Raw genomic sequence first — 17766 nt, forward strand, 5'->3', positions numbered from 1 at the left:
GGTTAAGGACCCTATGGTGAACACTTTATCCGGGGGGAAAAAGCGCGTAACCTGAATTGATTATTCATAATCGTGAACAATGATGAAAGAGATGAAAACCGATACGCTGTGGGAGCATCTGCACTGGCTGACCGTGCTGGCCGACCAGGGCAGCTTTACCCGTGCGGCTGAGCGGCTCGGCGTCAGTAAAGCGGCAATGAGTCAGAAAATCAAAGAGCTGGAAGCGCAGGCCGGTGTGCTGCTGGTGCAGCGCACCACGCGCAGCGTCCGGCTGACCTCGGCGGGCGAAAAGCTGGTGGAAGAGCTGCGTGATCCCTTTAACCGCATCGAACAGAGTTTTTTCAGCGTGCGCGACAGGGCAGGGCCGGTGCGGGGGCTGGTGCGTATCACCGCGCCAGTGGCCTTTGCCCGTCAGCAACTGGTGCCGCTTATCGGGGAGTTTTTACGTGACTATCCTCAGGTCCGTCTGCAACTGGATGTCACGGATCGTCTTGTCTCGCTGAGTCACGAGGGGTATGACCTGGCGATCCGGCACAGTGACACGCTACCGGAAACGCATGTGGCGCTGCCGCTGTGTGACACGCAGACGTTGCTGGTGGCATCACCCGCTTATCTCAGAGCGCAGGGCGTCCCGCAGCGCCCACAGGATCTGGCGCAGCATAACTGCCTTTACTATCCGCGTGGTGTGGAGTCACCACGCTGGCGATTTGTCACGCCTGCAGAGAGTGAACCGGTGCAGGTACAGATTGCGGGCAGCTTTGCCACCAACAACAGCGAGTCGATCCGCGATGCGGCTCTTCAGGGGCTGGGGATCGCCATGCTGCCCGATTTCAGCGCCCGTGAGGCGCTGGCGGCGGGAACTCTGCGGCGGGTGCTGTCCGAGTGGCAGCCGGCGGAGGCCTTCGCGACCCGCCTGTGGATCGTGCGACCCTGGGCGGCGCAGGTGCCGCGCGCAGTCACCACCTTTACGCACTGGCTACGCGCGCGCTTTGGCCATTGATGGCAGGGCCAGCGCAGAGGGCGCGGTGTGCATCATTGCCCCAATCAGGCTGCTGCGATTATAGAGGCCGAGCCGCAGATTGAAGTCGAGATGCAGCCGCTCATTGCCGGTTAATTTAATAATGGGTGGCGGCGTCTGCGGCCGCTGATGAAACATGACTGACTGCGCAAAGGCGCTGCTGCTGTCGGCGTGGAGACGCTGATAATACCAGGCGCTGGCTTCGCCTTTTCGCAGATAGAGGTTGGCCCGCCGGTATTCCCGCATCGCGGCCTGCTGCGCCATCGCCAGCAGATGGCGGGCGGGATTCTCCAGACTCTGCACGATGAGTGGAAAATCGTCGCGTTTCTTCAGTTCGTGGAGATAGTTGCGGATACCGAGGTTTTTGACCGGGGCCAGCTGCTTCAGCCATTCACGAATAAACGGATTTTGCGCGGGTGCGGCAACAAACCAGCTCTCGATAACGGGTGCCAGCAGGTTCATCGTGGCCTGCTCACGATAATAGCCAATCAGATCCATCGGACGCGCTTCATGCGCACGATGTACCCATGCGAGATTTTCAAACAGCAGGGTGCTGCAATCAATGCCGATGCCACCGTAGCGATGAATCAGCTCAAGCCGGATAATGTCACTTTTATGGGCCAGCGTCAGATCGGAAGAGGTCAGGCTGAAGTCGGGCAGCCATTGCGACAGCGTGCGCTGAGTCACCAGATAGACCTGGTGGTCCGGGTTATCCCGCCGGATATTACGGATGTTCAGTGCCATTGAGGCAGGCAGGCGATCGTGATGCCATACCATCCAGACAATTTTGGGAATGGCCGGTAATGCTTTCTGTTGTGCGACTAAAACCACGTTATTTTCCTGCCCCGGATCATATTCCGGCGCCTGAAGGCGGCTCTGCTGTTTTTTATTCCATAACATCTGGCTACTGAACGAGATTCTTTTCCAGTTGCGCCAGATTTTATGTGCCGGACGCTGACGAAGTGAAGTCATGGTACACCTGTTATTTTTATTTTCCCGTTATCGTGCAGGCTCTCTCCGTTCCGCCAGAGGCGCAAACGTGCGGGGTTGCAGATCGGCTGCAAGCCCATGATTACGGGAAGCGTTGAATAGTTTTCCCTGGTGGCGACGCAGTGCGAAAGCGCGCGATAGTTTCCTCACGGCGGATTAATTGCACTGCATCTTTTTAATAAAACATTATTTACGCGTTAGCTATCTCTTTTTTTGACTTTAGGATAATACGGAAATAATCCGGTCACTTTCTGCGAATAATAATATCGACAGCGTTAACCATTTATTTAAATACCGCAACCGTTCAGTTTAAGGAATATCTGAAGATTATCTGATGCAGGTGGGATGAATAGCGGGCAGGTGCGCGTCTCAGGCTACCGTTGGCCTTAAAACGGGGCGTAAGCGTGGCTCATCAGTGCGCAGAACCGGACAGCATCAGAGAGCATTGTCTACGCTTAAGAAGAACTTACTGAGAAAGGAGCACGCATGCAGAGTGAATCCTATGGGTTACTGGCGGTTGATAAGCAGGGCAATCGCGTCCTGTTCCTGAATCCGGAAACGTTCGCCGTCGAACGGGAACTGAATGCCTTTCCGCCACGCCCGCATGAACTCCTGATGCTGGCACCGTGGGGAAAAGCGTACGTGCCGATCTATGGCGACGGCGTTCACGGTGATAATCCGCATCCGGGGCACAAAGTCGCCATTATCGATTTACAGCATCGGGCAATCAGCGGCTTTATCGATCTGTCGCCGCTGCGGGCCCCGCACAGCGGACAACTGGGGCGGGATGGCAAGGTCTATCTCTGCTGTGAGCAGAGCGCAGCCGTTGCAGTGATCGATCCGCAGACCGACAGCGTGGAAAAAGTGATTCCGATCCCTTCACATAGTGCTCATCGTCTGACGCTGTCACCCAGCGGGCGCAAGCTGTTCACCGATAACGAAGAAGATGCGACCATTACCGTGGTAGATCTTTGTGAGGCAGAGGGACGGGTCATTGATACGATCCTGCTGCCCGGCCCGATTGCGGGCATCGCCGCCTCGCCAAAACACCCCTATCTGGTCGCCAGCGCCGCCGATGCACCGCTGCTCTATGTGATTGACCGACAGAGCCACCGTATCCGTCAGCGCCTGACGCTGCCGGGCCATCAGCAGCCCTGTCAGGTGGTGCGTTTCAGCGCAGACGGAGAACAACTGGTGGCGATAGGCAACCAGGAGCCGCTGGTCACACTGTTTGACGATCTGCTCAATCCGCTCGGCGATATCGGCACGGGCCGGATGCCGATGGACGGGTGCTTCACGCCCGACAGGCAACAGCTGCTGATTGCCAATCAGGGCGACGGCACGCTGAGCGTAATCGACCTGGCACAGCGTAAAGTGATTGCCACGCCGCATGTCGGCACAGGCTGTGAGGTGCTGGGCTATTTTCCACGCGATCAGATAAATGGCCGGTGATAGATAGCGGAGCTCCAGTGACGACTGCTGGCATGCTTTTCCGCCTGCCAGCCGCGCTTGCGTAATTCGCGCGCAATCATTTTGTTCATAATGCCATGTCCCAGCAGCAGTACCGTGCCGCGTTCTGAGTGCGCGATTAGCTTCTCCGCCGCTGCCGAAGCACGGCTGCGGGCATGGTGCAGTGACTCCGCTTCACCCGCATATCCGCAGAACCATAGCAGGCGCAGCAGGGCCAGCCAGCACAGCGTGGGCAGCTCTATCGCGCCGCGCCGCAGCAGGGGCACAGCGACTTCGCTGAACAGCGCATCAGTCTCATGCGGCTGCAGGCCGAGCTGGCTCAGGGAAGACTGCGCGCGGGGCAGGGGGCTGCAGACTACCACTGTGGCCTGGCGTGCAATCGCCACGCTGCGTGGCGGCGGACCGTCACTGACCTGTGACTGATCATAAGCTTCACACCACTCCGCCAGCGTCTGCACGTTGTGGCGGCCCGTAGCCCGGTGATCAGGTTTACCGTGTCGCATCAGAATAATTGTCATCGCATCTCTGTCCGGCTTTTTGCCAAGAGTAACGCATTGTCTTCTTCTTGCAGCCATTTTCAGTACAAAAAGGGTATGTCATCAGACGGTCATGGCGCTGTGCGATAACTGACTGTGATGAAAGGAACGTGGCCCTGTCTTCTGCCGCATAATGATTAGAGAAAGTGGTAATTTACTCTCATGGGTGATCTTTTTTTATGCGATGAGGAGCAGTTAACTGCCTGAATTTGCGATAAAAATATATGGTGACGGGAAGTTATTGTGAAGTTTTACTAACAATTTTCGTCTGGATCTCTTGATTTATCTACGCGCGTAGATACACTAGGTCCCCAGTGATTGCTCACGGTGCCTGATGCACAGTCGGCTCCATTGATGGTTAAGTTACATTTGTTCAGTTTAAGCGACCGGTGAAAAAAACATCGGCGAAACGGGGCGATGAATATGATTCCAACACCAGGGAATCCTTTAACCTTTCATCATGGTTAGTCAACTGAACGTCCTCATTGTGGGAATTCCGCTTTGATTAGGGAATCGACCCATGGAGGGGCGTTTATCGATCTGCACAGGCATTCAGGGACAGGATTATGACGGCACACAACTCCGTTAAGCAGCAGGCATCACTCTCTTCACCTTCAGCCGCCGATGAGCGGTTTAATACCTCTTCTGGCCGCAAAGATTTCTGGCGCGCCACCTTCTCATGCTGGCTGGGAACGGCAATGGAGTATGCGGATTTCGCGCTCTATGGTCTGGCTGCCGGTATCATCTTTGGCGATGTTTTCTTTCCGGAATCGACACCCGCGATGGCGCTGCTTTCGAGCTTTGCGACATGGTCAGTCGGGTTTATCGCCCGGCCCATTGGCGCGCTCTTTTTCGGCTGGCTTGGCGACCGTAAGGGCCGCAGGGTGGTGATGATCACCACCATTATTCTGATGGGCGCCTCCACCACCTTTATCGGTTTAATCCCGGGCTATGCCGCCATCGGTGTCTGGGCACCTGCCTGTCTGGTACTGCTGCGTTTTACGCAGGGTTTTGGCGCGGGTGCTGAGCTTTCAGGCGGCACGGTGATGCTGGGAGAATATGCCCCAACCGCGCGTCGCGGGCTGGTCTCTTCCGTGATCGCGCTGGGCTCCAACAGCGGTACGCTGCTGGCCTCGCTGGTCTGGCTGCTGGTGGTACAGATGGACCAGCAGAGTCTGCTGGCATGGGGCTGGCGTATTCCTTTCCTCAGCAGCGCCCTGATTGCGCTGGCTGCGCTGTGGATTCGGCGCCACCTGCGCGAAACGCCGGTCTTTGAACGCAGAAAAGCGGAAATGGAAGCGGAACGGGCGGACGTACTGGCCGCGCCGCTGACCGATGAGCGCCCTTTCTTTCAGCGCACCCGGGCATTCTGGACGATGGTGGGCCTGCGTATAGGTGAGAATGGCCCCTCTTATCTGGCCCAGGGCTTTATGGTGGGTTACGTCGCCAAAGTGCTGCTGGTCGACAAGTCGGTGCCGACCACCGCGGTATTCCTGGCGTCCCTGCTCGGTTTTCTGATCATTCCTTTTGCGGGCTGGCTGTCGGATCGCTTTGGTCGCCGGATCGTCTACCGGGTGTTCTGTCTGTTACTGATGATCTACGCCTGGCCCGCTTTTACGCTGCTGGACACGCGTGAGCCGATGGTGGTGATCCCGGTTATTGTAGCCGGCATGGCGCTGGCGTCGCTGGGCATCTTTGGTGTGCAGGCGGCCTGGGGCGTCGAGATGTTCGGCGTACACCACCGTTATACCAAAATGGCGGTGGCGAAAGAGCTGGGCTCGATTTTATCCGGCGGCACGGCACCGCTGATTGCCGCTGCTATGCTCTCTTATACCGGACACTGGTGGCCCATTGCGGTCTACTTCTCGGCAATGGCCGCTATTGGATTTTTTACCACCTTTGTTGCGCCCGAAACACGAGGGCGAAATCTCAACCTGCCTGAAGATGCCATCTAGACTGGTCTGAGCAGGCCATCTGTCGGAATCGGGTGAAAAGCAGCAGGCCGTGTAACGCGGCCTGTTTTTTTTATGGAGGAACGTGATGTGCCTAAGTCGTTAACGGGAAAAGTGACCCGCAGTGAAGTGGCGAAAGCGGCAGGCACGTCAGTGGCAGTCGTCAGTTATGTCATTAATAACGGACCACGCCCGGTCGCTGAAGCGACCCGTCAGCGCGTACTGGAAGCGATAAAAGCAACCGGCTACCGGCCGAATGCGGCTGCCCGCGCGCTGGCCTCCGGTAACACCAAAACCTTTGGCCTGGTGGTGCCTAACATCAGTAATCCTTTTGTCGCCTCCATGGCACACGTGTTGTTGCAGGAGTCGATGAATCACGGTCACGTCATGCTGTTAGGGGATGCAGGGGACGATCGCAGGCGCGAGCTGGAATTAATCCAGGGGCTGCTGAACCGGCAGGTTGACGGCCTGTTTTACAACAGTGTAGATCGCCATCCCTATATCGATCTGATTAAAGCCAGCGGAACGCCACTGGTCATGCTGGAGCGGGTTGAACCGCAACCCGGCGTGAATATGCTGCGGGTCAATGAGCGTCAGGCGGCCTGGCAGGTGACGGCGCATCTGCTGAGCCATGGCTATCAGCAGGTCGGCATCATCAGTGGCCCGCTGGAGATGCTCAACGCGCAGGATCGTATTCAGGGCTGGCGCGATGCCATGCAGGAGCGCGGTCTGCCTATCGATGAGTCGCTGATATTTCCGGCCAGCTATACCCCACAGGGGGGATACGCCGCGGCTCAGATCATGATTGCCAAACGCTGCGTGCCTCGTGCACTGTTTGCCAGCAATGAGGGTCAGGCGATTGGCGCGCTGCGCGCCTTTTCCGAACATCAGATCCGGGTGCCTCAGGATGTGGCGCTGGTCTGCTTCAACGGCACCAATCACTCGTCATTTCACGTGCCGACATTAACGACCGTACGCCAGCCACTGCGTGAGATGGCCCGCTCCGCCATTCAAATGCTGAAAGAGGGACAGAGCGAAGCCCAGCTAAAGGAGTTTCCACATTATCTTGAAATCGGTGAATCATGCGGCTGTCAGCCGCAAAGTCAGAGTTAAACTATAAGAACATGAAAAGAATTATTATTGATTGCGATCCCGGCAATGGGATTGCTGGTGCCAACACCGATGATGGGCTGGCGATTGCGCTGGCCTTAGCGTCACCCGGACTGTCGCTGGAATTAATCACCACCGTAGCCGGTAATACGCCCAGTGAGGTGGGCGCGCGCGTTGCGAAAGATCTGATTGTCCGGCTGGGATTAGCCATCCCGGTCGTTCAGGGCGAGACGCGCGCACTTCAGGAAGATCCTGCGCCCTGGCGCGAGACGCTGGATAACCGGGTAAATCAGCTTGCGCTCAGTTCACTCTGGCAGGATGTGCCACCGCCCGCGGCACTGACGGCCGATGCCTTTGATGCCGCCGACGCTATCGGCAGACTGATTTGCGATAATCCGGGGGAGATTACCCTGGTCGCGATTGGTCCGCTGACTAATGTGGCGCTGGCAATGCAGCGTTATCCCGCGATGGCTGAATCGGTCGCCGAGATTGTGATTATGGGCGGCGTGTTTGCGCTGGATGATTACATCAAAGATACCAACTTTGGCCTGGACCCCGAGGCGGCGTATCAGGTGTTGCACAGTGGCGCCGCCGTCACGCTGGTGCCAATGGATGTCACGACGCAGACGCTGCTCACTCAGCAGGATTTGACCCGCCTGACCGCGGTGAACCATCCGCTGACCGCGTTTATACGCGATACGCTGCGGCCCTGGATCGACTATTCAATAGCGACCCGACAGCTTGAGGGATGCTGGATCCATGATGCGCTGGTGGTCGCCTGGCTGCTGAATCAGCGGGTGGCATCAGGCATTGATTACCAGGTTGATATCGAACTGCGACCGGGTGCAACGCGCGGCAAAAGCTGGCGTTACCGTCAGCCGCTCCGGCTGACGGTAGGCGTACCTGAAGCGTGCGGTGCTTCGGTACATGTACTGCATCGGGTTGATAACGCACTGCTGCTGTCGATTATCGAAGAGGCATTTAAGCGCCTGAAAATGTAACGCCTCGCAGAGCAGATAAACCGGATGACGGGCCGCACCGGATCGGGCCTGGGCCCGCAGCGCGGCTCCGTTTGTCGGAGCCATGCATCTGGCGGTCAGCGGCGTAGCGGCGCAGGCAGAAAGGGCAGGAGAAGTCCGGGTTCAGATCGCCTCGCAGACGTCGATCCAGCGGGCGTTGGTCAGTTCAGCCATCTGCTGTGGCGAAATGCGAACGGCGCTGTGGATCGCACCCGCAGCAGGCAAAACTTCGTCGAAACTGCGCAGTGAAACATCGCAGTAGACGGTCAGCGGATTTTCCAGACCAAAAGGACAGACGCCGCCCACCGGATGGCCGGTCCAGTTGATCACTTCATCAACGCTGAGCATCCGCGCCTTCGCGCCGAGCGCCGCTTTCAGTTTGCGGTTATCCAGTCGGGCATCACCGCGTGTCACAATCAGCACCACATCGTTTTTTACTTTCAATGACAGCGTTTTCGCAATCTCTCCCGGCGTCACGCCGTGGGCGCGGGCAGCCATGGCGACCGTTGCGGTACTCCCGGCCAGTTCAATAATTTCAATTTCAGGGGCGTGTTCGGCGAAGAACTGGCGCACGGACTCCAGACTCATCTTTCTCTCCAGGCTGATCGAAGGCGTAAAAATTGCCACAAGCCTCAGTGCCTGTAAACGAGATAAACGGAGAATTCGCGGGAATGATCTCTGTTCAGCTGCCGCTCAGAGTGCAGTTGCCGCATTGTTCGACATCCGGAATGCGATAACGCTGGCAACAGCTGCGACGGACCAGCTCACCGTTTCGTGGGATCATGGTGCGGTAAAGAGGATTTTCGCTGCCATCCAGCAGCCGCTGACTGAAGAACAGTGCCTGCTCCAGCTGCAATACCTGCGCCTCATCGATCTGGCTTTTCAGCTCACCCAGAAACCACTGGAATGAGTAGCCCATGTTGTTCCAGATCAGGCGGGCATTGATATCACCATGCTGCGTAATGCCGTTCACAACCGGAATAAGATGCTGCTGAATCAGGCGATCAATGCGCTGCCGGGGATTCAGATAGCGCGCCTCCTCATCTTCCTGTACATCAATCCAGAACGTTGCCGGATGACCATGCTGATGGAAGCCGACGCGGATATGCTCAGGCGAGCAGTCCAGCGCGCGGGACTCCTGCAGCAAGGCCATGATCAACGGCGGCAGCAGCAGGCCAAAATACCATTGCGCCCAGAGTGACAGCACCGGCTTCGCTTCCCGAACCGCATCAGGATGGTCGCGATAGAGATAATCGCTGTAGCGCTGAATAAGCGAGGTAAAGTTTGCGGCCTGTGACCATGCAGCGAGTGTCTGCGAGTCATGGGGGGCAGGCTGACTGAACTTCGTTGATTCAAGCAGATAGCTGCGCTGCTGTTGCAGTTGCTCATGCAGGCTTTCCGCCAGCGGGCGGTCGTTCTGCCGGAAGATCATCAACTGAGCGTTGAAACGCTGTTCCTGAACTGAAGCGGTTGCCATGACGACTCGCGAAATGTGTAGATAAGAAAGCAAATGATAATCGTTATTGATTAACTCTACAAGTCGTGCAAAAAATCTTCAGCTGGCAGGGGGATGCGCAGGCGATAACGGGGGAGATCAGCGCGGACAGGGCAGGGCCTGTCACGGCAGAATCTCCTGATAACGGACAGACATGTGATTATTCAGGTTGGTTCGCTGGCGGTCTGTTGCGGTTTCCGTGGCAGATCTTCCCAGGCAAGGATCGTGTTCCGCCCCTGATTTTTGGCCACATAGAGGGCACTGTCAGCATTGGCGACGGCTTGATCGAACTCGTCATCATAAATAGGCGCGATCCCGGCGCTGATGGTGACGTGGGTTGAAACGGTTTCGTTGAAAAGGTGAGGAATTTCTAAATCCACCACATACTGGCGAATGCGTTCAGCCAGTTTCAGAGCAATTGAGCTGTTCACGTTGGTCATCAGCACCAGAAACTCTTCGCCGCCATAGCGGGTGACGACATCACGTGAACGCACCGCATCGCGAATGGCGACAGAGACGCGCGCCAGCGCCTGGTCGCCCATCGCATGGCCATAGTTATCGTTATAGGCTTTGAAGTGGTCGATATCCAGCAGCAGCACATAATGACTGCCCGCGTGGTTTTTCAGAATATTATCGAGCCGGTTCTTCAGGCCACGGCGGTTATAGAGCCCGGTCAGCGGGTCGAGCATGCTGAGGTCACTGAAGCTCTCTTTCTCTTCATAAAGCTGATGCATCAGGCGCAGCGTAAAATTGTCGGCGCGTCGGCGCATGAAATGCTGAAGCGAAAAGCCTATGAGCGGCAGGGCAATGGTCAGCATAATCAGCGGCAGATGTTGCGCATTATCGAGCAGTACCACGGTCAGTACCGGTGGTGTCACATGCAGCCAGAAAGCCGCCAGATAATCGCTGAGAGCGATCGCACTGATAAATAACAGACTGATTAAGCTGATAATAAGAAAGCCCCCATCAAAATAAAATATCTGATGAAAGCGATAATTAATGTGCCAGGCCCAGAGCATGCCGAGCAGCAGCGCCACGGGATTTAACAGGGGAAGTCTTGCTTTAGGCCAGATTAAATAGGTTATTAATATGATACCGCTGAAGGCCATGATACAGACGAGCGGCAGGGTGGTATCACGCTTTTCAACGTTAATTATTGGCAGAAGAAAAAAAAGTGAAATGGCGAGATTAAGAAAAAGAAAAAGCATGACCGACAGCCGGTATTTGCTCTGTTTAAGCTCTTCATAAGATTGTAATTTCATTGTAAATACTCGCGGCGACCCTGAAATACCAAAGCGCAAGCCGGCAGAATAGCTTCTGCCAGTCAGATAATTATTGCTGTTATTAAAAGTCTTATCGGCCGCAATCTAGCATTTTCCAACTGGTCTGTCATCTTTGGTGCCGGCACTGACAAAAACACGCTGCAGCATGGGCAAAACTGCTATATGATAATGGGAATGCTTATCATTTGGGATTTCTGTCATGGGAATAGCGATTGTTGCGGCCTGCGGCCTGTGGGGTGTCAGCTGGATGCTGGGGAAAAAACTGGACAGTGCCTGGGGCGTTCTGCTGCCCTGCATCGCGCTGCCGCTGTTCGCCTTATGGGAACCCAGCTTCAGCCAGTGGCGGATGGTGATGACCGTAGCATTGCTGCTGACCGTCGTCATGCTGTTTAACCATCGTCTGCGCCATTACCTGCTGCTGCCGTCGTGTCTGGCGTTAGCGGGCGGACTGGCGGCGGTTTCTGTAAACTTTCAGCTGAACTAGCGCAGCAGAGGCGTTGAAAAACGAAACAGGGCAATTCAATAAAAACTAAGCGGGGTGAAAAGGTAAAAGGGAATAGCTGAGGAAGAGAAGCACGGCCGGAAACGACCTGAGGATGACAACGCTGGTGCGAAGAGAGGGACTTGAACCCTCACGTCCGTTAAGACACTAACACCTGAAGCTAGCGCGTCTACCAATTCCGCCACCTTCGCGCAGTGCTCGCGATATGAAATCTGTGATTTTGGTGCGAAGAGAGGGACTTGAACCCTCACGTCCGTTAAGACACTAACACCTGAAGCTAGCGCGTCTACCAATTCCGCCACCTTCGCATACCCGTAACACCCTGAGAATGTTACAACCACGGAGGCGCATTCTAGAGATTTTACTCTTTGCGTCAACAACTATTTCATCGGGCTGAAACGATCGCTGCAAAAAGCAACGTTTTCAGCCCGGCAGTGCGATTAATGGCGAAAAAAGCGCTTAGCGCGCCTTCGCGCCACGACCATAGACGGCACGATAAACTTTGAAGCGACCGGTCTGGGCAATGACTTCGTGGCTGCCAAAGGTTTCATCCAGCACCTGAGGGTAGGGCAGGAAGGTGTTGGCCACGATACGCAGCTCACCGCCGGTGTTCAGATGTTTCACCGCACCCCGGATCAGCGCCTGCGCCGCATCGAGGCTGGTCTGCGTCCCTTCATGGAAAGGCGGGTTAGAAATAATCATGTCGAAACGGCCGGTGACATCAGAGAAGACGTTGCTGGCAAAAACCTCGCCCTCAATGCCGTTGGCCGCCAGCGTCGCTTTACTCGCTTCAATCGCTGCCGCGTGCACGTCGCACAGCCACAGACGGACTTTCGGTGAAACGGCAGACAGCGAAGCGGCCATCACGCCCGCGCCACAGCCCATATCCAGCACTTTACCTTTGGTGTGCGGGGCAAAGGTCGAGAGCAGCAGGGCACTGCCGCTGTCCAGACCGTCACGGCTGAAGACGCCAGGCAGGGTGTGAATCGTCAGATCATCCAGCTGATACTGATGACCAAAGCTGCTGGCATCAAACTCAGGCTGTTTGTCGAGGCGACCATGGTAGAGCCCACAGCGACGGGCGCTGTCGATTTTCTCCAGTTTCACCCATGACGCCGCCATACCTTCGGCACTGCGCACGCCGCTGCGGTTTTCACCGACCACGAATACGTCGCAGCCTACCGGCAGCAGTGACAGCAGGTTCTGCAGCTGGAACTGTACTTCCGGCTTATTCTTCGTCCAGAAGTAGATCAGCGTATCGCACCCCTGCACATCTTCCGCCTGCGCCACCATGCCGTAACGCGCCTGCTCGCCCATACGACGGCTGAGGTTTTGCCAGTGATGATACTGCTGGGTATGCACACGCGACGAGGCGGTTTCCAGCTGAGCGGGCAGGTCATCCTGCAGATCGCCAGCAAATAAGACATGGCGGGCGGTAAATTCATCACTGTGGCGCAGAATAACTTCGCTGGCCGGGGAAAAAGCAGACATGTGGGGCTCCTGTAAGATCTGAGCGGGGATTATAGTGCTTTGTTGGCGCATGTTCGATGGGTTTGCTAGCATAGCGTCGCAATCAGGCAGCAGAACAGGTAACACCATGACGTCCAGGCGCGACTGGCTTTTACAGCAAATGGGAATTACGCAGTATCAACTGCGCCGCCCGCGCGTGCTTCAGGGCGAAATTGCCGTCACGCTGGCCCCGGACACGAAGTTAATCATTGTCGCTGAGGTGCCGCCCGGTCTGGAAGAGCCGCTGATGCGCGACGTGCTGCATGCCCTCCATCTGCAGCCTGCTGAGGTGATGACCGTCACGCCGGATCAGCTGCAGATGCTGCCGGAAACGCTGAACTGCGCGGGCTGGCTGCTGGGTGTTGAGAGCGAACAGACCTTCAATGGCGTGGCACTGAGCAGTGCCTCTTTTAATGAACTGATCAGCAGCGGCGTCGCCAGACGCGCGCTCTGGCAACAGATGTGTAACCATGACAGCCATCTCTTTCCTCACCCCTGACGATCTGGCGGAAGCCTTTGCCATTGAGTGCCGCAGCCACGCATTTCCCTGGCGTGAGCAGACCTTCGCCAGCAATCAGGGCGAACGTTTCCTCAATCTGCGACTTGACGTCGGCGACAAAATGGCCGCGTTCGCCATTACCCAGGTGGTCCTCGACGAAGCCTCTCTGTTCAATATTGCGGTCGATCCTGCGTTTCAGCGTCGGGGATTAGGCCGCCAGCTATTGCAGCATCTGATTGCGGCGTTGATCGAACGCAATGTGCTGACGCTGTGGCTGGAAGTGCGGGCCTCAAATCTGCCCGCTATCGCGCTCTATGAGCAGCTTGGCTTCAATCAGGTCAGTCGTCGTCCCAACTATTATCCCACTGCCAGCGGCCGTGAAGATGCCATTCTGATGGCGCTGACGCTGTAGCCGCATAGAGGAGTTTTCATGTCAGAACACTGGGATTGCATCCTGTTTGATGCAGACGATACCCTTTTTCATTTCGACGCGTTCGCCGGTCTGCAGCGCCTGTTCGCGGGTTACGATGTGCAGTTCACCGACCAGGACTACAACGACTATCAGGCAATAAACAAGCCGCTCTGGGTCGATTATCAGAACGGCACGATTTCGGCGTTACAGTTGCAGACGCAGCGTTTTAATCACTGGAGCGAAAAGCTCAGCGTCGCCCCTGAGATCCTCAACAGCGGTTTCCTCAGTGCAATGGGCGAGATCTGCACACCGTTGCCGGGCGCAGTCAGCCTGATGAACCAGCTGCATGGGCGGGTGAAGATGGGCATCATCACCAACGGTTTCACCGCGCTGCAGCAGATCCGTCTGGAGCGCACCGGTTTCCGCGATTACTTTTCGGCGCTGGTGATCTCTGAGCAGGTCGGGGTGCCCAAACCGGCGGCAGCGATTTTTGATTATGCGCTGGAACAGATGGGTAATCCGGATCGCCAGCGGGTGCTGATGGTAGGTGATACCCCGGAATCGGACATTCTGGGTGGCATGAATGCGGGGCTGAAAACCTGCTGGCTCGATCATGGCACCCGGCCGCTGCCGGAACAGATTAAACCGACCTGGCAGGTGAAATCGCTGGCGGAGCTGGGAGCGTTGCTGATCGGCTGACCGGCGACGCACGCACCTTGCGATCAAAAAGGCCCGCTATGCGGGCCTTTTTGTTTATCATGATCGCAGTGCCAGCGCGCTACGCTTTCTTCTCGTCGTCGTCGTCACGATCCTCTTTCACCGGCGTGCTGGCGGTCAGCAGAAACGGCGACTGCTGCCAGCGGGTCCGGCGATGACGCAGCAGAGTACGGGAGAGGATAATGCCGATGGCCAGCGCCAGCAGCATCATCAGGCGCAGAATATTGGTGGTGTTATCGACCTGATGTGAATCAGTGACCAGCACATGGGTGTCGAGCGTTACGCGCAGAAAGCCCAGCGGACCCTCGTCTCCGGCCAGCGGCTGCACGATCTGATGATTGAAATAGCTGCCCGCACGCTGACCGTCGAGCGCCAGCCGATCGCGGACGTTGATATTTTCGCCGCTGTGGGCCACCAGGCTGCCGTCGCCGTCGTAGACTGACGCATCCAGAATACGGCTGTTTGCCGTCATCTGGTTCAGAATCGCCTCGATCTGATTACGGTTGTTTTCACTGTTGTCCATCAACGGCTTAAGGCTGAATGCCACCTGACTGGTGAGGGTATGCGCCAGCTCCTCAACCTGCTCAGAGCGTGCCGTCTGATGACCCAGACTGAACCAGGAAGCGCCCTGCATCAGGACGACCAGCAGCGCCATCGAGATGAGCACGATCACGGTTCGATGCAAGCGAAATTTCAGTGCGGTTTTAGCCATTAATCATCCGGGTCATATCACAACAGAAAGCCTGGAGATTATGTTGCCAGAAGCGGCGCAGACAAGGTAGCCTCTTGCGTGGTTTTGTTGTCCCTACAGGAGCTGTGATGCCAAATCGTTTAACCTGGTGCGATCTTCCCGCCGATGTCTCTCTCTGGCCGGGTTTGCCCCTTTCTCTTAGCGGTGATGAAGTGATGCCGCTGGATTATCGCGCTGGCCGCACCGGCTGGCTGCTGTATGGCCGCGGGCTGGATAAGCAGCGCCTGACTGATTATCAGCATCAGCTGGGTGCCGCGATGGTGATCGTCAGCGCCTGGAATGTCGATGAGTATCAGGTGATTCGCCTGGCGGGATCGCTGACGCCGTTTGCCAGCAAGCTGGCGCACGATGCCGGGCTGGACGTGGCGCCGCTGGGTAAAATCCCGTGGCTCAAAGCGCCGGGCCTGCTGGTAATGGATATGGACTCCACCGCCATTCAGATCGAATGCATCGACGAGATCGCAAAACTGGCGGGCTGCGGCGAGCAGGTGGCGGACGTCACGGAGCGCGCAATGCGCGGGGAACTCGACTTCGCCGCCAGCCTGCGCCAGCGCGTCGCAACCCTGCAGGGCGCAGACGCCAATATCCTGAAGCAGGTGCGTGATAACCTGCCGCTGATGCCGGGGCTGACGACGCTGACGCAGAAACTACAGGCGCTGGGCTGGCAGGTTGCCATCGCCTCCGGCGGCTTTACCTACTACGCCGAATATCTGCGTGACAGGCTGCATCTGTCTGCGGTGGCGGCTAATGAGCTTGAGATTCGCGACGGCAGACTGACCGGCAAGGTGCTGGGGCCGATTGTCGACGCACAATACAAAGCCGATACCCTGAAGAAGCTGGCGCAGCGTTTTAACATTGCGCCGGAACAGACAGTGGCGATCGGCGATGGTGCCAATGACCTGCTGATGATCAAAGCCGCAGCACTGGGCATTGCGTTTCATGCTAAACCTAAGGTGAATGAGCAGACTGCGGTCACCATTCGTCATGCCGATCTCATGGGGGTGTTCTGCATCCTGACCGGCAGCCTGATCCACGAAGAGCGTTAACTGAGGTATTGATTTGGCCAAAGCGGCAAAACGCGCATTTGTCTGTAACGAATGTGGCGCAGATTACCCACGCTGGCAGGGGCAATGCAGCGCCTGTCACGCCTGGAACACCATCACCGAGGTGCGCATCGCCGCCTCGCCCGCGGCTGCGCGCAATGAGCGCCTGAGCGGTTACGCCGGCAGCGCCGGCACCAGCCGGGTTCAGAAACTCTCTGAAATCAGCCTGGAGGCGCTGCCGCGTTTCTCAACCACCTTTAAAGAGTTTGACCGGGTGCTGGGCGGCGGCGTAGTACCGGGCAGCGCCATCCTGATTGGCGGCAGCCCCGGCGCCGGTAAATCGACGCTGCTGCTGCAGGTGATGTGCCGGTTGTCAGAGGGGATGAAAACCCTCTACGTGACCGGTGAAGAGTCACTGCAGCAGGTGGCGATGCGCGCCCATCGTCTGGGATTGCCCACCGAAAATGTGAATATGCTGTCGGAAACCAGCATTGAACAGATCTGCCTGATCGCCGAGCAGGAGCAGCCGCAACTGATGGTGATTGACTCGATCCAGGTGATGCACATGGCAGAGATCCAGTCGTCACCCGGCAGCGTCGCCCAGGTGCGTGAAACCGCCGCCTATCTGACGCGCTTTGCCAAAACGCGCGGTGTCGCCATCATCATGGTCGGCCATGTCACCAAAGATGGCTCGCTGGCGGGTCCGAAAGTGCTGGAGCACTGCATCGACTGTTCGGTTCTGCTGGATGGCGATGCCGATTCCCGCTTCCGCACCCTGCGCAGTCATAAAAACCGTTTCGGTGCGGTCAACGAGCTGGGCGTATTTGCCATGACGGAGCAGGGCATGCGCGAAGTCAGCAACCCGTCAGCGATCTTTCTGTCGCGCGGCGAAGAGATTACCTCCGGCAGCTCCGTAATGGTACTGTGGGAGGGGACGCGACCGCTGCTGGTGGAGATTCAGGCGCTGGTTGATCACTCGATGATGGGCAATCCGCGCCGCGTGGCAGTGGGGCTGGAACAGAACCGTCTGGCGATTCTGCTGGCGGTGCTGCATCGTCACGGTGGGCTGCAGATGGCGGACCAGGATGTGTTCGTCAACGTCGTCGGCGGCGTCAAAGTCACCGAAACCGGTGCGGACCTGGCGCTGATGCTGTCGATGGTGTCGAGTCTGCGCGACCGTCCGCTGCCGCAGGATCTGGTGATCTTCGGCGAAGTCGGGCTGGCCGGTGAAATCCGCCCGGTGCCCAGCGGTCAGGAACGTATCTCTGAGGCGGCGAAGCACGGCTTCAGACGCGCGATTGTGCCTGCCGGTAATGCGCCGAAAAAACCGATTGCCGGAATGCAGGTATTTAGTGTGAAGAAGCTGGCCGATGCGCTGGCCATTCTGGACGAACTGTAACGCGCCTGCGGCCTGGCATTCTGAATGCGTGACAGGCCGCTCCCACCTTAACCGCACCGAT

At 57.1% G+C, this 17766-nt stretch carries 18 protein-coding genes and 2 tRNA genes; 11 read left to right on the forward strand and 9 right to left on the reverse strand.

Annotated elements, in window-relative coordinates; translation table 11 throughout:
- Positions 1-82: 82 nt before the first annotated feature.
- Positions 83-1000 carry a LysR family transcriptional regulator gene (locus RT657_RS05470; RefSeq protein WP_313652974.1) on the forward strand — a complete coding sequence of 306 codons (918 nt, stop codon included), beginning with the start codon at positions 83-85 and terminating at the stop codon, positions 998-1000.
- Here the strand turns inward: RT657_RS05470 and RT657_RS05475 are convergent.
- Positions 977-1990 (reverse strand): capsular polysaccharide synthesis protein, encoded by a 1014-nt coding sequence (locus RT657_RS05475; RefSeq protein ID WP_313652975.1) that lies wholly within the window; start codon positions 1988-1990, stop codon positions 977-979. The two genes, RT657_RS05470 and RT657_RS05475, sit on opposite strands and share 24 nt — an antisense overlap.
- Before the next feature lie 504 nt (positions 1991-2494).
- On the opposite strand from RT657_RS05475, the gene RT657_RS05480 reads away from it, so the two are divergent.
- Positions 2495-3460: a WD40 repeat domain-containing protein gene (locus tag RT657_RS05480; RefSeq protein WP_313652976.1), complete on the forward strand. Its 966-nt coding sequence runs from the start codon at positions 2495-2497 to the stop codon at positions 3458-3460.
- On the opposite strand, the gene RT657_RS05485 is transcribed toward RT657_RS05480, so the two are convergent.
- On the reverse strand, positions 3442-3996 hold the full coding sequence (locus RT657_RS05485) for a histidine phosphatase family protein (RefSeq protein ID WP_313652978.1): 555 nt from the start codon (positions 3994-3996) through the stop codon (positions 3442-3444). The genes RT657_RS05480 and RT657_RS05485 overlap by 19 nt on opposite strands.
- Positions 3997-4580: 584 nt before the next feature.
- On the opposite strand from RT657_RS05485, the gene RT657_RS05490 reads away from it, so the two are divergent.
- From RT657_RS05490 to RT657_RS05500, 3 genes are all read left to right on the forward strand, one after another.
- A complete protein-coding gene (locus RT657_RS05490) occupies positions 4581-5969 on the forward strand; it encodes an MFS transporter (protein ID WP_313652979.1) in 1389 nt (462 codons plus the stop codon).
- A gap of 87 nt (positions 5970-6056) precedes the next feature.
- On the forward strand, positions 6057-7079 hold the full coding sequence (locus RT657_RS05495) for a LacI family DNA-binding transcriptional regulator (protein WP_313652980.1): 1023 nt from the start codon (positions 6057-6059) through the stop codon (positions 7077-7079).
- Between the two features lie 11 nt (positions 7080-7090).
- Positions 7091-8077 carry a nucleoside hydrolase gene (locus RT657_RS05500; protein ID WP_313652981.1) on the forward strand — a complete coding sequence of 329 codons (987 nt, stop codon included), beginning with the start codon at positions 7091-7093 and terminating at the stop codon, positions 8075-8077.
- Positions 8078-8218: 141 nt separating this feature from the next.
- On the opposite strand, the gene RT657_RS05505 is transcribed toward RT657_RS05500, so the two are convergent.
- From RT657_RS05505 to RT657_RS05515, 3 genes are all read right to left on the reverse strand, one after another.
- On the reverse strand, positions 8219-8683 hold the full coding sequence (locus tag RT657_RS05505) for a YbaK/EbsC family protein (protein ID WP_313652982.1): 465 nt from the start codon (positions 8681-8683) through the stop codon (positions 8219-8221).
- A 94-nt stretch (positions 8684-8777) separates the two neighbouring features.
- Positions 8778-9572: a siderophore-iron reductase FhuF gene (gene fhuF, locus RT657_RS05510; protein ID WP_313652983.1), complete on the reverse strand. Its 795-nt coding sequence runs from the start codon at positions 9570-9572 to the stop codon at positions 8778-8780.
- A gap of 182 nt (positions 9573-9754) precedes the next feature.
- Positions 9755-10852 (reverse strand): diguanylate cyclase, encoded by a 1098-nt coding sequence (locus tag RT657_RS05515; RefSeq protein ID WP_313652985.1) that lies wholly within the window; start codon positions 10850-10852, stop codon positions 9755-9757.
- A gap of 220 nt (positions 10853-11072) precedes the next feature.
- Here RT657_RS05515 and RT657_RS05520 point away from each other — a divergent pair, with 220 nt between their 5' ends.
- Entirely contained in the window at positions 11073-11357 is a 285-nt protein-coding gene (locus RT657_RS05520) for a DUF1435 domain-containing protein (RefSeq protein ID WP_313652986.1), read from the forward strand.
- A 122-nt stretch (positions 11358-11479) separates the two neighbouring features.
- Here RT657_RS05520 and RT657_RS05525 read toward each other — a convergent pair.
- The 3 genes from RT657_RS05525 to rsmC all read right to left on the reverse strand — a co-directional run bounded on the left by RT657_RS05525 (position 11480) and on the right by rsmC (position 12866).
- Positions 11480-11566, reverse strand: a tRNA-Leu gene (locus RT657_RS05525).
- Between the two features lie 30 nt (positions 11567-11596).
- Positions 11597-11683 (reverse strand) — tRNA-Leu (locus RT657_RS05530).
- 151 nt (positions 11684-11834) lie between these two features.
- Positions 11835-12866 carry a 16S rRNA (guanine(1207)-N(2))-methyltransferase RsmC gene (gene rsmC, locus RT657_RS05535; RefSeq protein ID WP_313652987.1) on the reverse strand — a complete coding sequence of 344 codons (1032 nt, stop codon included), beginning with the start codon at positions 12864-12866 and terminating at the stop codon, positions 11835-11837.
- Between the two features lie 106 nt (positions 12867-12972).
- On the opposite strand from rsmC, the gene RT657_RS05540 reads away from it, so the two are divergent.
- Genes RT657_RS05540 through yjjG form a run of 3 tightly spaced genes read left to right on the forward strand, consistent with a single transcriptional unit; the run spans position 12973 to position 14494 of the window.
- Positions 12973-13383 (forward strand): DNA polymerase III subunit psi, encoded by a 411-nt coding sequence (locus RT657_RS05540; RefSeq protein ID WP_313652988.1) that lies wholly within the window; start codon positions 12973-12975, stop codon positions 13381-13383.
- Positions 13355-13795, forward strand: coding sequence for a ribosomal protein S18-alanine N-acetyltransferase (gene rimI / locus RT657_RS05545; RefSeq protein ID WP_313652989.1), 441 nt, complete (start codon positions 13355-13357; stop codon positions 13793-13795). The genes RT657_RS05540 and rimI overlap by 29 nt, the downstream gene beginning before the upstream one ends.
- Before the next feature lie 18 nt (positions 13796-13813).
- Positions 13814-14494 carry a pyrimidine 5'-nucleotidase gene (yjjG, locus tag RT657_RS05550; protein WP_313652990.1) on the forward strand — a complete coding sequence of 227 codons (681 nt, stop codon included), beginning with the start codon at positions 13814-13816 and terminating at the stop codon, positions 14492-14494.
- A gap of 79 nt (positions 14495-14573) precedes the next feature.
- On the opposite strand, the gene RT657_RS05555 is transcribed toward yjjG, so the two are convergent.
- Entirely contained in the window at positions 14574-15224 is a 651-nt protein-coding gene (locus RT657_RS05555) for a YtjB family periplasmic protein (RefSeq protein WP_313652991.1), read from the reverse strand.
- A 107-nt stretch (positions 15225-15331) separates the two neighbouring features.
- On the opposite strand from RT657_RS05555, the gene serB reads away from it, so the two are divergent.
- Together serB and radA are read left to right on the forward strand one after the other, a co-directional pair.
- Positions 15332-16309 (forward strand): phosphoserine phosphatase, encoded by a 978-nt coding sequence (gene serB / locus RT657_RS05560; protein ID WP_313652992.1) that lies wholly within the window; start codon positions 15332-15334, stop codon positions 16307-16309.
- A 13-nt stretch (positions 16310-16322) separates the two neighbouring features.
- Positions 16323-17705: a DNA repair protein RadA gene (radA, locus tag RT657_RS05565; protein ID WP_313652994.1), complete on the forward strand. Its 1383-nt coding sequence runs from the start codon at positions 16323-16325 to the stop codon at positions 17703-17705.
- The last annotated feature ends 61 nt before the right edge of the window (positions 17706-17766 follow it).

The sequence above is a fragment of the Pantoea sp. genome (assembly GCF_032114055.1).
Lineage (GTDB): Bacteria > Pseudomonadota > Gammaproteobacteria > Enterobacterales > Enterobacteriaceae > Pantoea.